Annotated in this window: 16 protein-coding genes, 1 pseudogene and 2 riboswitches; of the genes and pseudogenes, 10 read left to right on the plus strand and 7 right to left on the minus strand. The window is 76.5% G+C overall.

Going from position 1 to position 13,744, the window contains the following annotated elements:
- Nucleotides 1-24 precede the first annotated feature (24 nt).
- The 3 genes from AC1VL8_RS02160 to AC1VL8_RS02170 are packed head-to-tail and all read left to right on the plus strand — an operon-like array spanning nt 25 to nt 3,712.
- Nucleotides 25-1,371 (plus strand): acetyl-CoA C-acetyltransferase, encoded by a 1,347-nt coding sequence (locus AC1VL8_RS02160; RefSeq protein WP_483073945.1) that lies wholly within the window; start codon nt 25-27, stop codon nt 1,369-1,371.
- Nucleotides 1,368-2,729 carry a 3-oxoacyl-ACP reductase gene (locus tag AC1VL8_RS02165; RefSeq protein WP_483073946.1) on the plus strand — a complete coding sequence of 454 codons (1,362 nt, stop codon included), beginning with the start codon at nt 1,368-1,370 and terminating at the stop codon, nt 2,727-2,729. Before AC1VL8_RS02160 ends, AC1VL8_RS02165 begins: the two co-directional genes overlap by 4 nt.
- The gene (locus AC1VL8_RS02170) at nt 2,726-3,712 is read left to right on the plus strand and encodes a MaoC family dehydratase (protein WP_483073947.1); all 987 of its coding nucleotides are present in this window, start codon (nt 2,726-2,728) and stop codon (nt 3,710-3,712) included. Before AC1VL8_RS02165 ends, AC1VL8_RS02170 begins: the two co-directional genes overlap by 4 nt.
- A gap of 33 nt (nt 3,713-3,745) precedes the next feature.
- On the opposite strand, the gene AC1VL8_RS02175 is transcribed toward AC1VL8_RS02170, so the two are convergent.
- A complete protein-coding gene (locus AC1VL8_RS02175; RefSeq protein ID WP_483073948.1) occupies nt 3,746-4,024 on the minus strand; it encodes a hypothetical protein in 279 nt (92 codons plus the stop codon).
- On the minus strand, nt 3,963-4,400 hold the full coding sequence (locus AC1VL8_RS02180; RefSeq protein ID WP_483073949.1) for a hypothetical protein: 438 nt from the start codon (nt 4,398-4,400) through the stop codon (nt 3,963-3,965). The genes AC1VL8_RS02175 and AC1VL8_RS02180 overlap by 62 nt, the downstream gene beginning before the upstream one ends.
- A 156-nt stretch (nt 4,401-4,556) precedes the next feature.
- Between AC1VL8_RS02180 and AC1VL8_RS02185 the strand changes: the two genes are divergently transcribed.
- From AC1VL8_RS02185 to AC1VL8_RS02195, 3 genes are all read left to right on the plus strand, one after another.
- Nucleotides 4,557-4,991, plus strand: a complete 435-nt coding sequence (locus AC1VL8_RS02185) for a pentapeptide repeat-containing protein (RefSeq protein WP_483073950.1) — start codon at nt 4,557-4,559, stop codon at nt 4,989-4,991.
- Nucleotides 4,943-5,179: a hypothetical protein gene (locus tag AC1VL8_RS02190; RefSeq protein ID WP_483073951.1), complete on the plus strand. Its 237-nt coding sequence runs from the start codon at nt 4,943-4,945 to the stop codon at nt 5,177-5,179. Before AC1VL8_RS02185 ends, AC1VL8_RS02190 begins: the two co-directional genes overlap by 49 nt.
- 77 nt (nt 5,180-5,256) lie before the next feature.
- Nucleotides 5,257-6,747 carry an AAA family ATPase gene (locus AC1VL8_RS02195; protein ID WP_483073952.1) on the plus strand — a complete coding sequence of 497 codons (1,491 nt, stop codon included), beginning with the start codon at nt 5,257-5,259 and terminating at the stop codon, nt 6,745-6,747.
- 57 nt (nt 6,748-6,804) lie between these two features.
- Here AC1VL8_RS02195 and AC1VL8_RS02200 read toward each other — a convergent pair whose 3' ends face one another.
- Complete coding sequence (locus AC1VL8_RS02200; protein ID WP_483073953.1) at nt 6,805-8,199, minus strand: aminotransferase class V-fold PLP-dependent enzyme; 1,395 nt, start codon at nt 8,197-8,199, stop codon at nt 6,805-6,807.
- A 48-nt stretch (nt 8,200-8,247) separates the two neighbouring features.
- Nucleotides 8,248-8,363, minus strand: a riboswitch (SAM riboswitch).
- Between the two features lie 98 nt (nt 8,364-8,461).
- A riboswitch (SAM riboswitch) is annotated at nt 8,462-8,572 on the plus strand.
- Nucleotides 8,573-8,578: 6 nt separating this feature from the next.
- Here AC1VL8_RS02200 and AC1VL8_RS02205 point away from each other — a divergent pair.
- The 3 genes and pseudogenes from AC1VL8_RS02205 to AC1VL8_RS02215 form a co-directional block, all read left to right on the plus strand.
- A pseudogene (locus AC1VL8_RS02205) lies at nt 8,579-8,767 on the plus strand (DUF1737 domain-containing protein); the annotation flags it as partial.
- An 11-nt stretch (nt 8,768-8,778) separates the two neighbouring features.
- Nucleotides 8,779-9,231, plus strand: a complete 453-nt coding sequence (locus AC1VL8_RS02210; protein ID WP_389231778.1) for a rhodanese-like domain-containing protein — start codon at nt 8,779-8,781, stop codon at nt 9,229-9,231.
- Nucleotides 9,228-10,499, plus strand: a complete 1,272-nt coding sequence (locus AC1VL8_RS02215) for an O-succinylhomoserine sulfhydrylase (RefSeq protein ID WP_483073954.1) — start codon at nt 9,228-9,230, stop codon at nt 10,497-10,499. Before AC1VL8_RS02210 ends, AC1VL8_RS02215 begins: the two co-directional genes overlap by 4 nt.
- Before the next feature lie 115 nt (nt 10,500-10,614).
- On the opposite strand, the gene AC1VL8_RS02220 is transcribed toward AC1VL8_RS02215, so the two are convergent.
- The 4 genes from AC1VL8_RS02220 to AC1VL8_RS02235 all read right to left on the minus strand — a co-directional run bounded on the left by AC1VL8_RS02220 (nt 10,615) and on the right by AC1VL8_RS02235 (nt 12,960).
- A complete protein-coding gene (locus tag AC1VL8_RS02220) occupies nt 10,615-11,271 on the minus strand; it encodes a hypothetical protein (protein ID WP_483073955.1) in 657 nt (218 codons plus the stop codon).
- Between the two features lie 170 nt (nt 11,272-11,441).
- Nucleotides 11,442-12,137 (minus strand): phosphoribosylformylglycinamidine synthase subunit PurQ, encoded by a 696-nt coding sequence (gene purQ, locus AC1VL8_RS02225; protein ID WP_389231787.1) that lies wholly within the window; start codon nt 12,135-12,137, stop codon nt 11,442-11,444.
- Nucleotides 12,137-12,424: a phosphoribosylformylglycinamidine synthase subunit PurS gene (gene purS / locus AC1VL8_RS02230; RefSeq protein WP_389231790.1), complete on the minus strand. Its 288-nt coding sequence runs from the start codon at nt 12,422-12,424 to the stop codon at nt 12,137-12,139. The genes purQ and purS overlap by 1 nt, the downstream gene beginning before the upstream one ends.
- 98 nt (nt 12,425-12,522) lie before the next feature.
- Nucleotides 12,523-12,960, minus strand: a complete 438-nt coding sequence (locus AC1VL8_RS02235; protein WP_483073956.1) for a hypothetical protein — start codon at nt 12,958-12,960, stop codon at nt 12,523-12,525.
- A 213-nt stretch (nt 12,961-13,173) separates the two neighbouring features.
- Between AC1VL8_RS02235 and AC1VL8_RS02240 the strand changes: the two genes are divergently transcribed.
- Nucleotides 13,174-13,737, plus strand: coding sequence for a cysteine hydrolase family protein (locus AC1VL8_RS02240; RefSeq protein ID WP_483073957.1), 564 nt, complete (start codon nt 13,174-13,176; stop codon nt 13,735-13,737).
- The last annotated feature ends 7 nt before the right edge of the window (nt 13,738-13,744 follow it).

The following is a 13,744-nucleotide window of genomic DNA, read 5'->3' on the forward strand; positions in this document are numbered from 1 at the left end:
CGACGACGATGCGGGAGGACCCCCATGGCACCGACCCCCAGCACGCCCGATCCGACGAGCGGCACCCGACGTGCCGTGGTCGTCGGCGGCAACCGGATCCCGTTCGCCCGGGCCGGCGGCGCGTACGCACGGTCGAGCAACCTCGACATGCTCACCGCCGCGCTCGACGGGCTGGTCGCCCGGTACGGCCTGCAGGACGAGGTGCTGGGCGAGGTCGTCGCGGGCGCCGTGCTCAAGCACAGCCGCGACTTCAACCTCACCCGCGAGGCCGTCCTCGGCTCGCCGCTGTCCGCCCGCACCCCCGCGTACGACCTGCAGCAGGCGTGCGCGACCGGGCTCGAGGCCGTCGTCGCGATCAGCAACAAGATCCGGCTCGGCCAGGTGGAGTCCGGCGTCGCCGGCGGCGTCGACTCCGCGTCCGACGTGCCGATCGCCGTCAGCGAGGGCCTGCGCCGCACGCTGCTGACGCTCGCCCGCGCGAAGACCGTCCCGCAGCGGCTCAAGGCCGCCGCCGCGCTGCGCCCGCAGGACCTCAAGCCCGCGACGCCGCGCACCGACGAGCCGCGGACCGGGCTGTCGATGGGCGAGCACCAGGCCCTCACCACCGCGCAGTGGGGGATCACCCGGCAGGCGCAGGACGAGATCGCGCTCGCCAGCCACCAGCGCCTCGCGGCGGCGTACGACGCCGGGTTCTTCGACGACCTGGTCACCCCGTACCGCGGGCTGGTCCGGGACCAGAACCTGCGCGCCGACACGTCCCTGGAGAAGCTCGGGAAGCTCAAGCCGGCGTTCGGCACCCGGCTCGACACCCCCGCGACGATGACCGCCGGCAACTCGACCCCGCTGACCGACGGCGCCTCCGCGGTGCTGCTCGCCTCCGAGGACTGGGCCCGCGAGCGCGGGCTGACGCCCCTCGCCGCGGTCGTCGACGCCGAGACCGCGGCCGTCGACTTCGTGCACGGCGAGGACGGGCTGCTCATGGCCCCCGTGCACGCGGTGCCGCGGCTGCTCGCCCGGCAGGGGCTGACCCTCGCCGACCTCGACTACGTGGAGATCCACGAGGCGTTCGCGTCGACCGTGCTGACCACGCTCGCCGCGTGGGAGGACAAGGAGTTCTGCCTGTCCCGGCTAGGCCTCGACGACGCCCTCGGCACCGTCGACCGCGACCGCCTGAACGTGCACGGCTCCTCGCTGGCCGCCGGGCACCCGTTCGCCGCGACCGGCGGGCGGATCATCCCGACCATCGCGAAGCAGCTGCACCGCCGCCGCGCAGAGCTGCTCGCCGCGGGCGAGGACCGCCCGGTCCGCGCCCTCGTGTCCGTCTGCGCCGCCGGGGGCCTCGGCGTCGCCGCCGTCCTGGAGGCGCTGTGAGCGACCGCTACCTGGACCTCGTGAACAGCGGGGTCACCCAGACCATCGCGAAGCAGCTCGGCCTGCCCCGTCCCGCGCGCCTGCGCCGGCACCGCCCCGGGCGGCCCCTGGTCGACGGACCCGTGCTGGTGCTCGGCACCGGGGCGGACGCCGACACGCTCGCGCAGTTCCTGGCCGGCACCTCGCCCGACCACAAGGGCTGGGACCTGGACGTGCGCCGGCACGCGACCGAGGGCACCCGGTTCGCCGCGGTCGTCCTCGCGCTGACCGAGGTCCAGCACCCCGACCAGCTCGCCGGCCCGCTGCTCGAGCTCGCACCCACGCTCAAGACCCTCGCCCCCGGCGGCCGGGTCGTCAGCGTGTCCCGCCCCGCCACCGACGACCAGGCGCCCGCGCTCGCCGCCGCCCGGCAGGGCGTCGACGGGGCGCTGCGGTCCGTCGCCAAGGAGCTCCGCGCCGGCGCGACCGCCAACGGCGTGGTCGTCCACGACGACGTGCCCGTCACCGCGCCCGCCGTGCTCGGCGCCCTGCGGTTCCTGCTGTCCGCGCGCTCCGCGTACGTCGACGGCCAGCTGCTCGCCGTGGACTCCGCGGCCGGGTCGCTGCCCGCCGACTGGGAGCAGCCCCTCGCCGGGCGCGTCGCCGTGGTCACCGGTGCGGCCCGCGGCATCGGGGAGGCCATCGCGAAGACCCTCGCCCGCGACGGCGCGACGGTCGTCGCCGTGGACGTCCCCGCCGCCGGGGAGGCGTTGGCCGCGGTCGCCAACCGGGTGCGCGGCACGGCGCTGCAGCTCGACGTCACCGCCGACGACGCCGGCGCGCGCATCCTCGAGCACGCCCTCGGCCGGCACGGGCGCCTCGACATCGTGGTGCACAACGCCGGGATCACGCGCGACAAGCTGCTCGCCAACATGACCCCCGACCGCTGGGAGTCCGTGATCGCGGTGAACATCGCCGCCCAGCTGCGGATCAACGAGGCGCTGCTGACCTCCGGGGACTTCACCGACGCGCCCCGGATCGTCTCGCTGGCCTCCACGTCCGGCATCGCCGGCAACCGCGGCCAGGCGAACTACGCGGCGTCCAAGGGCGGGGTGATCGGGATGGTCCGGGCGACCGCGCCGCTGCTCACCGCGTTCGGCGGCACCGCGAACGCCGTCGCGCCGGGGTTCATCGAGACCGACATGACCGCCCGGATGCCCGCGCTCACCCGGCAGGTCGCCCGGCGGCTGTCGTCGCTCCAGCAGGGCGGCCTGCCCGTCGACGTGGCCGAGGCCGTCGCGTTCCTCGCGTCGCCGCAGGCCGGCGGGGTCGTCGGGCAGGTGCTGCGGGTGTGCGGGCAGAACATGGTGGGCCGGTGACCGCCGTCGCCGCGGGGCCGGGCGCGCGGCGCGAGGTCGTCCTCGACGCCGCGCCGGGGCTCGGCGGGCTGTACGCGCGGGCCGGTCTGGCCGCCGGGCGGGCCGCCGTCGCCGGGCCGGTCCGGCGCGCGCTCGGCGGGCGCGGCGCGGGCGGCGGGGTCGGCGGGGGCGCGGGCGAGGGCGGCCGGCACGCACCGACGCTGCCCGCGGTGCTGCACCGGCTCGACGGCGTCCGGCCCGACGCCGGCCACCTCACCGCGTACCAGCACCTCGTCGGCGAGCCCGGCGGCGACGTCCTGCCCGCCGGGTACGTGCACGTGCTCGCGTTCCCCGTCGCGACGGCGCTGATCGTCCGCCCGGACTTCCCGCTGCCCGCCCTCGGCATGGTGCACCTCGCCAACCGGGTCGAGCAGCGGCGGGCGCTGCGGCTCACCGACACGCTCGACGTCCGCGCCTGGGCCGAGCACCTGCGCCCGCACCGCAAGGGCGCCCAGGTGGACCTGGTCACCGAGGTCCGCGTCGCCGGCTCCGCCCCGACCGACCCGCCCGCCTGGCGCGGGGTGTCCACCTACCTGGCGCCCGGGGCGCGCGTCGCGGGTGCCGCCCCGGACGACGCCGGCCACCCGGACTTCGCACCCCCGGAGCCGACCGGGCGGTGGGCGCTCGACGCCGCGACCGGCCGCCGGTACGCGGCCGTCTCCGGGGACGCCAACCCCATCCACCTGTCACCGCTCACCGCGCGGGCGCTGGGGTTCCCGCGGGCGATCGCCCACGGGATGTACACCGCCGCACGGGCGCTGGCCGACGTCGGCGCCCGGCGCGGGGAGGCGTACGCGTGGGACGTCGAGTTCGCGTCGCCCGTGCTGCTCCCCGGGTCGCCCGCGGTGGCGGTGGCGCGCACGGCCGGCGGGTGGACGGTCACGGCCTGGGACGCCCGGCGCGGGCGGCTGCACCTGCGCGCGGAGGTCCGACCGCTGGGGTGAGACCCGCGGGAGCGAGACCCGCGGGGGCGCCCGTCAGCCTCGCGCGCGCCCCCGCTCCCGCCGCTCCCGCCACGCGAGCCACAGCCTGCGCAGGCCGTACACCGGGGGCGGGGGCAGCGGCTCGAACACCAGGCGGGTGATCTCCGCCTCGCGGTCCCGGCGGGCCTGCTGGCGGCGGACGGCCTGCTGCCACAGGTCGCCGTCCGGCGGGGTCAGCCGCGCGATCCACCGCTCCGCCTCGGCCGCCTCCTCAGGGGTCCGCGGACGCGGAGGGTCGTGCACCAGACCCTGGAACGGGTACTCCACCGTCATCCCGTCGCTCCTTATCAGTAGCATCGTGCGGCCAGGCTAGCCGGAGAAGGGCGGCTCGCACAGGGTCGTCGGTCGCGTCGGACAGCGCGCCGAGCGCCCGGTCGGCCGTCCTCGGACCCACGTCGCCGAGCCGCGCCACCACCCACGTGAACGCCACCCACCACTGCGCGCGGTCGCGGTCCTCGAGCGCGGCCGCCCGCACGAGCTCCGCGGCACGCGCGTCCCGGCGGTGCTGCTCGGCCGCCAGGTCCCGGTCGAGCCGGGCCCGCACCCGCGCCACCCGCAGCCCGATCGTCGCGGCCACCACCGCGGCCACGCCCGTCACCGCGGGCGACAGGAAGAACGCCGCGACCCACTCGCCCGACCACAGGTCCACCCTCGCCCTCCTCGCTGCCGCACCGGCCGTCCACCGCCACCGTAGGTCGACGAACCGGCCGGACGGCCGTCGTCCCCAGGACGGATCTCGGCGGCGAGCGTGCACCCGCGGCACCCGGCGACCGGACGCGTCGGAGCCCGGTGGCAGGCTGTGCCGGTGACCACTCCCCCCGAGGACGCCCTCGCCCCGTTCGCCGGACCGCTCGAGCCCGAGGGGGACTACGACCGCGCGCTCCTGGCGGGCCTGGACCTGGCCGGGGCGGACGCGGAGAGCGCCCGGTTCGTCGAGTGCGTGCTGCGCGGGTGCGACCTGGAGGGCGCCCTGCTCGACCACGCGCACGTCGTCGAGACGGTGGTCGCGGACTGCCGGGCGGGGAGCTTGCGGGCGCGTACCGGCTCGTGGCGCGACGTGACCCTGCGGGACTGCCGGTTCGGCGCGATCGAGGCGTACGGCAGCACGTGGGACCGGGTGACCGTCGAGGGCGGGAAGATCGACTACCTCAACCTGCGCGACTCCCGGGTCCAGGACCTCCGGTTCGTCCGGTGCACGACCTGGACCTGGACCTCGCCGGGGTCAGGGCGCTGCGGGTGACGTTCGAGGACTGCCGGGTCGGCCGGCTCGACGTGACGCGCGCGCAGCTGCGGCAGGTCGACCTGCGCGGGGCCGAGCTGGCCGCGATCGACGGCACCGCCGGCCTCAAGGGCGCGACGATCAGCGAGCACCAGCTGCTGGACCTCGCCGGCGCGTTCGCCGACCACCTGGGGCTGACGGTGCGCTGAGCGCCCGCGCTGCGCCGTCCGGCTGACGTGCACGAACACCGCCGCGCGGACCCCGCCCCAGGCGGTAGGTTGCCGCCGTGACGGCGACCGGATCGGGGCACGACCTCGCCACCCTGCTCCGCGGCGGGGTGCCGCTCGTCGTCGTCGAGACCACCGACGAGGCCCGCGCGGTGGACCTCGTGCTCGCGGCCCGCCCGGTCCACGTGATGACCGCCGCGGGCGCGCCGGTGTTCACGTGGAAGGTCACCGAGGGGATGCGCCGCCGCGACGTCGACCTCGGCACCGCCCAGCGGTTCGCCGCGGACCCCACCGAGATGCTGCGCGGGCTGCTCGAGGGCGGCCTGCCGGGCGTCTACGTCCTGCTCGACCTGCACCCGTTCCTCGGCGACCCGGTGACCGTCCGCCTCCTCAAGGACCTGTGCCTCGCGCCCGTGCGCCGGACGCTGGTGCTGGTCGGCCGCGAGGTGCCGCTCCCGGACGACCTCGAGCACCTGGCCGCGCGGTTCCCGGTGGCGTTCCCCGACGCGACGGAGCGGCGCGCGATCGTCGACCACGTCGTCGCCGACTGGGCGCGCACCACCGGGCAGCCGGCACGCGTCGACGCCCGCGCGGTGGAGCTGCTGGTGGCGAACCTCGCCGGGGTGTCGCACGGCGACGCGGAGCGGCTGGCGCGGGGCGCGGTCTTCGACGACGGGGCGCTGCTGCCGGCCGACGTGCCCGCGGTGACGCGCGCGAAGCACGCGCTGCTCGCCCGCGACGGGGTGCTCGCCTACGAGCTCGACACCGTCCCCCCGGACCAGGTCGCGGGCATGGCCCGGCTCCGGCAGTGGCTGGCCCGTCGGGCGCCGGCGTTCGACGGCAGCGCGCCGCACCTCGACCCCCCGCGCGGCGTCCTGATGCTCGGCGTGCAGGGCTGCGGCAAGAGCGTCGTCGCCAAGGCCTCCGCGCACCTGTTCGGTGTGCCGCTGCTGCGGCTCGATCTCGCGGCGACGCACGACAAGTACGTCGGCGAGTCCGAGCGGCGGCTGCGGGAGGCGCTGGCGACCGCCGAGGCGATGGCCCCGTGCGTGCTGTGGATCGACGAGATCGAGAAGGCCGTGCCCGCCGGCGGCGACGACGCCGGTCCGGGCCGCCGGCAGCTCGGGACGCTGCTGACCTGGCTCGCCGAGCCGCACGCGACGGTGTTCGTCGTCGCGACCGCGAACGACATCACCGCCCTGCCGCCGGAGCTGATCCGCAAGGGCCGGTTCGACGAGATCTTCTTCGTCGACCTCCCCGGCCCGGACGTGCGCGCCGAGATCCTGGGGATCCACGCCGCCCGCCGCGGGGTGCCGCTCGACCCCGCCCTGCTGCCCGACCTGGTGCTGGCCACCGACGGGTTCTCGGGTGCGGAGATCGAGCAGGCCGTCGTCGCCGCGACCTACACCGCGCACGAGGGCGGACGCCCGCCGGGTGCGGCGGACGTGCTCGCCGAGGCGCGCGGCACCCGCCCGCTGTCCCGCGTGATGGCCGAGCCCGTCGCGCGCCTGCGCGCCTGGGCCGGGCCGCGCACCGTCCCCGCCGACTGACCGCCTGCGGGCCCCGGACCGGACCGTCCCCTGCTCGGACCGGTCCGGGGCAGCACGTCAGTCCTCGACGGCGGGACCGCACGCCGCGGCGGCGGTGGCGGCGATCGCGTCGATCCCGGAGACCGCCGGGCGCGGCCGGGTGTCGCCGGCGACGGTCCAGCAGCCGTCGACGACCTCGTACCGGGCGCGCGGCCCGTCGGCCACGAACGCGAGCAGCCCCGCGACCAGCCGGTCGACCGTCTCCGCCGTGCTGCCGACGCCCACCGAGGCGCGCAGCGCCCCGCCGTCCACGCCGACCCGGGCCAGCAGCGGGTGCGCGCAGAACCGGCCGTCGCGCACCCCGATGCCGTGCTCGGCGGACAGGTAGGCGGCGACGAGCCCGGAGTCGTGGTCGCCGACCGTGAACGACACGACGCCCACCGGGTCGGTCGAGTCCGACCACAGGCGCAGCACCCGGGCGCCGGGCACCGTGGCGAGCCCGGTGACGAGCCTGTCGCGCAGCGCCTCCTCGTGGGCCGCGAGCGCACCGGCCGGCAGGGCCTGCAGGGTGTCGCAGGCCTGGGCCAGCGCGACGGCGCCGAGCACGTTCGGCGAGCCGCCCTCGTGCCGCGCCGGCGCCGGCTGCCACAGCGTCCGGTCGGTGCGCACGTCGCGCACCGCGCCGCCGCCGGCCAGGTACGGCGTCCCCGCGTCCAGCCAGTCGCGGCGACCCACGAGCGCGCCCGCCCCGAACGGCGCGTACGTCTTGTGCCCGGAGAACGCGACGTAGTCCACGCCCGACTCCGCGAGCGAGAACGCCCGGTGCGGGAGCAGCTGCGCGCCGTCGACGGCCACGCGCGCCCCCGCCTCCTGCGCGAGCGCCACGACCGACGTCAGCGGCAGCGCCTCCCCGGTCACGTTGGACGCGCCCGTGAGCGTGACCAGGGCGTACGGACGGCGCGCAAGCTCGTCACGCAGCGCGACCAGCGTCGCGGCCACGGTCGGCGCCGCGGGCAGGATGGTCGCCGTGCGACCCGTGTCCCGGAACGCGCTGACCCAGGGCAGCAGGTTCGCGTGGTGCTCGACGTCCAGCACCAGCACCCGGCCGCCGTCCGGCACGCAGCCGGCCAGCAGGTTCAGCGCGTCGGTGGTGTTGCGGGTGATGACGGCGACGTCGTCGGGGCGCGCGCCGACGAACCGGGCGACGGTCGCCCGGGACGACTCGTACAGCGCCGTGGACACCTGCGACAGGTACCCGGCGCCGCGGTGCACCGACGCGTACAGCGGCAGCACCTCGACGACCCGCGCCGCGACGGCCTCGAGCGCCGGCGCGGACGCCGCGTAGTCGAGGTTCGCGTACGTGACGGACCGGCCGTCGACGAGCGGCACGCGGGTGTCGGCGCCGACGACGGGCAGCAGGGCGCGGTCGGGCGCCTCGGTCGTGGCACAGGTGGCGGTGGTGGCGACGGACATGGGACTACCCCCGAGAGGAATCGGTGGGGGCCCGGGTACGGCCGGGTCACCCCGCGCTTGCCGGCCACCGAACGGTGGACGGCCAGGTCGTCACCCGGGGCACCCCGCCGCGGAGGGAGGGTTGCCGGCCAGCAAGCCGGGGCTCAGTGCTGGCACTCATGACCTGCCCCGAGGATAGGGAGCGCCCGCCCGGACGTGTCAACACCTGTCCACCCTGCGACCCGGGTGAAGCACCCCCGCGGCGGCATGGCGTAGCATCGCCGCACCATCCAGAGCGGCCGAGAGATCTGGCTCGTCGACGCCGCAGCAACCCGCGGTCCTGTGCCCCGTGCACGGGGCCGGCCGAGGGTGCTTCCGCCAGGTCCGATGGAGGAGACGCATGACCGACACCGACGACCGCCTGCGCTACCGGCTGCTGACGGGACCCGACGACCGCTCGTTCTGCGAGCGGGTGAGCGCGGCCCTCGCCGAGGGCTACGAGCTGCACGGCGGCCCCGCCGCGACCCACGACGGCGAGCGCGTCATCGTCGCGCAGGCCGTGGTGCTGCCCGCCGCCGCGACGCCCGCGGTGCGCCCGCTGTGAGCGCGCAGCACGGACACGGGGACGGGCCCGGCTACGCCGGCGACCTCACCCCGCAGGAGGCCTGGGACCTGCTCGCGTCCGACGAGCGCGCCGTCCTGGTCGACGTCCGCACCGAGGGCGAGTGGCAGGGCATCGGCGTCCCGGACACCGCGGACCTCGACGCGCAGGACCGGACCGCGTTCGTCCAGTGGACCGACGCGTTCGGCCGCCCCAACCCGACGTTCCTCGACGAGCTCGCCGCCGCCGGGATCACCGCCGACGAGCCGCGCCCGGTCGTGTTCCTGTGCCGGTCCGGCGTGCGGTCCGTCGCCGCCGCGACCACCGCCACCGCGGCGGGCCTGGGTCCGGCGTACAACGTGCTCAGCGGGTTCGAGGGCGACGTCGGCCCCGACGGGCAGCGGGGCCACTGGGGCTGGCGCGCCGCCGGCCTGCCGTGGCGGTCCGCGTGACCGCGCCCACCCCCGCTCCCTCTCCCGCGCCCGGCCCCGGCGACTGGCAGGACCCGCGGTTCCCCCGCGACACCCTGCGCCCCGACACGCTCGCCGTGCGCGGCGGCCAGGTCCGCACGGCGTTCCAGGAGACCTCCGAGGCGCTCTTCCTCACCCAGGGCTACGTCTACGACCGCGCCGCCGACGCCGAGGCCGCGTTCGCCGGCGAGGCCGACCGGTTCCTCTACTCCCGGTACGGCAACCCGACGGTGTCGACGTTCGAGGAGCGGCTGCGGCTGCTCGAGGGAGCCGAGGCCTGCTACGCGACCGCGTCCGGCATGTCGGCGGTGTTCACGGCGCTGGCCGCGCTCGTCCGGTCCGGGTCGCGCGTCGTCGCGGCGCGCGCCCTGTTCGGGTCGTCGGTCGTCATCTTCGACGAGATCCTCGCGGGCTGGGGCGTGCGCACCGACTACGTCGACGGCCACGTCCCGGAGCAGTGGGAGGCGGCGCTGTCGACGCCCGCGGACGTCGTGTTCTTCGAGACCCCGTCGAACCCGATGCAGGACCTCGTCGACATCGCCACGGTCAGCCGGCTCGCGCACGCGGCGGGCGCGGTGGTCGTCGTCGACAACGTGTTCGCCACCCCGGTGCTGTCGAAGCCGCTGCAGTTCGGCGCGGACGTCGTCGTGTACTCCGCGACCAAGCACATCGACGGCCAGGGGCGGGTGCTCGGCGGGGCGATCCTCGGCACCGACGCGTTCGTGCACGGCCCGGTGCAGACCCTGATCCGCAACACCGGCCCGTCGATGAGCGCCTTCAACGCGTGGGTGCTGCTCAAGGGCCTGGAGACGCTGTCCCTGCGCGTCCGGCACCAGACCGCCTCCGCGCTGACGCTGGCCGGCTGGCTCGAGCAGCACCCGGCGGTCGCGCAGGTCCGCTACCCGTACCTGCCGTCGCACCCGCAGCACGCCCTGGCGCTCGCCCAGCAGGACGGCGGCGGCACGGTCGTCACGTTCGACCTGCGGGTTCCCGAGGGCGCGACGCCGGACGTGGCGAAGAAGACGACGTTCGGCGTCCTCGACGCGCTGCGGGTCATCGACATCTCGAACAACCTCGGCGACGCGAAGTCGATGGTCACGCACCCCGCGACCACCACGCACCGCAAGCTCGGCCCGGCGGGCCGCGCGGCGGTCGGCATCGCGGAGTCCACGGTCCGCCTGTCCGTCGGTCTCGAGGACCCCGCCGACCTCCGCGACGACCTCGCCCGGGCCCTCGACCACCTGACCTGACCGGGCCACCCCCGAGCCGGCCTCCGGTGGAGTGGTCCTGACCGACACGCTCGGCGTGCCGAGCAGGATCACTCCACGCACCCGGGTCGGGCCCCTCGGGGGTGGCCGCCCGGGGTCAGGCCACCAGGGACCGGAGGTCCGCGGCCGCGGCCGGGCCGCCGGACAGCGGGTGCAGGACCACCCCGTCGACACCCGCGCGGCGGGCCAGCTCGCGGACCTCGGCCACCAGGCGGTCGCCGGTCGTCACCACCCGGGTCGCGGCGGGCGACCAGCCCAGCCCGGCGAGCGCGTCCAGGTACTCCAGCTGCGACCGCTTGCGGCGCGCCGTGACCTCGTCGGCGGCCACGACGACCTCGAGGTCGAGCAGCACCCGCACGTCCGCGCGGTCGCGGCCGGACGCGGCGACGGCATCGTCGACCAGCGCGGCCACCCGGGACAGCGCCCCGACGGACGGCACCGCGACCGAGAACTCGAGCCGGACGACGTCGGCGTGCACGCCGGCCAGGGCGATCGCGGACTCGGAGCCCGGCCGGGACTCGACGGTCCGGACGCCGTAGTCCGGGGCCAGGACGTGGATCGTGGGCTCCGGCCCGGCGGGCGGGAGGGGCGCGGCGGCGAGCGGCGTGGGTGCGGGCGCCGGCAGCGTCGGGGTCTCGGCGGGCAGGGCCGGCGGCAGCGGCCGCAGGGCGGCGCGGTGCCGGCGGGCCGGGGCGGGCAGGTGACGGGTGGCGACCGCGAGCGCGCGGTCCAGCACGGGCTGAGCCTGAGACATGACGGGGTGTCCTCGACGGGTGAGGCGGGGTGCGCAGCGAGGGCCGTGGCGGCCGCGGGCGCGCGGGGTCGTCAGCTCAGCGACAACACACCCGGGTCAGGAACACGCGGGAACGGTACCCCGCGCCCGGTGCCCCCGACCACGGCCTGTCCACATCCCGGTCCCCCGTGTCAGGAGACGAGCGCGCGCATCACCGAGGTGAAGAACCGCAGCCCGTCCGTGCCCGAGCGCGGGCCGCGGGCGCCGTCCGGACCGAAGCCCGCCTCGACCGCGTGCTCGGGGTGCGGCATCAGGCCGACGACGTTGCCGCGGGCGTTGCTGATGCCCGCGATGTCCCGGCGGGACCCGTTGGGGTTGCCGTCGGTGTAGCGGAACACCACGCGGCCCTCGCCCTCCAGCTCGTCCAGCGTCGACTCGTCGGCGACGTACTGGCCGTCCTGGTTCTTCAGCGGGATCGTGATGCGCTCCCCCTGCTGGTACTCGCCGGTCCAGGCGGTGCCGGTCTGCTCGACCGTGAGCACCTGCTCCCGGCAGACGAAGTGCAGGTGGTCGTTCTTGATCATCGAGCCGGGCAGCAGGTGCGCCTCGGTGAGGACCTGGAACCCGTTGCAGATGCCCAGCACGGGCATGCCCTTGCCGGCGGCCTCGACGACCTCGCCCATGACGGGAGCGAACCGGCTGATCGCCCCGGCCCGCAGGTAGTCGCCGTAGGAGAACCCACCGGGCAGCACCACCGCGTCGACGCCGCGCAGGTCGGCGTCGGCGTGCCAGAGGGCGACGGGCTCGGCACCGGCGAGCCGCACGGCGCGGGCGGCGTCGCGGTCGTCCAGGGTGCCCGGGAAGGTGACGACGCCGATCCGGGTCATCAGGCCAGACCCCCGGAGGCGATCGTGGCGGCCGCGTCGGCCTCGGAGTCCGCGACCCGGACGACGTCCTCGATCACCGGGTTGGACAGCACCTGGGTGGCGGCCTCGGCCGCGGCGGCGAGCACCTCGGGGGTGACGGGGCCGTCGACCTCCAGCTCGAACCGCTTGCCCTGCCGGACGGAGGTGAACTGGCCGAACCCGAGCCGCGGCAGGGCGCCGGCGACGGCCTTGCCCTGCGGGTCGAGGATCTCGGGCTTGGGCATCACATCGACGACGACTCGTCCCACGGGTGGGCTCCCTGGTTCGCGGCGGGGGGTGTGGTCAGGTGCGGGCCCAGCCTACCGACCCCGCCGGGCTGCTCGGTGCGCGGCCGCGGGGCCCGGGCTCAGGCCGCGCGGACGACCCCGACGGACGCGTCGCGCCCGCTGGTCAGGTACGCCATCACCCCGGCGTTGTCGGCGCCCGCCAGCTCGGTGGCGTAACCGACCACGACGATCGCCCAGCCGCGGTCGAGCAGCGCGTCCAGCCAGTCGTCGTCGTGCTCGGCGACCAGCTCGGTCTCGTCGCCGACCCAGAGCGTCGCCCAGCCACCCGCGGCGGTCAGCGAGGCGCGGTAGTCGTCCACCTCGGTCAACCGCTCACCGGTGTGCGGACCCAGTCCGAGGGCGGACGTGAACCGGTCCAGCCGCGCGAGGGCCCCGGCGTCGCCGGACGTCGGGTGCACCACCCAGCAGGCGACGGGTCGGCCGTCACGGGGGTGGAACCCGAGCGCGGTGCGGGCGGCGAAGCCGTGCGGGGCGAGAACGCGCAGGTCAGGACTCATATGGTCGACGACGTTACGACCCGGTACCCGGCGGCACCAGGGACCGTTGGGTGGTACCACCCCGGACGACCGCCGGGCACCACCCGAACGGTCGACGCAGCCGGGTGCGGGTCCCCCGGACGGGTCACGCGCGCGCGGAGGTCGACGGGATCTCGACGGCGGACGGCGGTCGCGCCCCTGGTCGACGGGCCGGCGCCCCGGGACGATGGCCGCATGGACCTCACCCCGGACACCGCCCTCGTCGTGATCGACGTGCAGCAGGGCTTCGACGACGCCTCGTTCTGGGGCCGGCGGGACAACCCCGACGCCGAGCAGCACATCGGCCTGCTGCTGGACGCGTGGCAGGCCTCGGGCCGCCCGGTGGTCGTCGTGCAGCACACGTCGGTGTCCTCGCCCCCGCTGCTCGCGGACGCGCCGGGGCACGCGCTGAAGCCGGTGGTCGCGGACGCCCGGCCGGCGCTACTGGTCGACAAGCAGGTGAACTCGGCGTTCTACGGCACGCCCGACCTGCACGCGTGGCTGACCGCCGCCGGGATCCGCCAGCTCGTGCTGTGCGGGATCCAGACCAACATGTGCGTCGAGACCACCGCGCGGATGGCGGGCAATCTCGGGTACGACGTCGTGCTGCCGCTGGACGCGACCCACACGTTCGACCTCGCGGGCCCCGACGGCACGGTCCTGCGGGCCGAGGACCTGGCGCGCGCGACGGCGACGAACCTGCACGGCGGCGGGTTCGCGCGCGTGGTGACGACGGCCGAGGTCCTCGCGGCCGCCTGACACCACG

Source organism: Cellulomonas sp. KU4C (genome assembly GCF_056868065.1).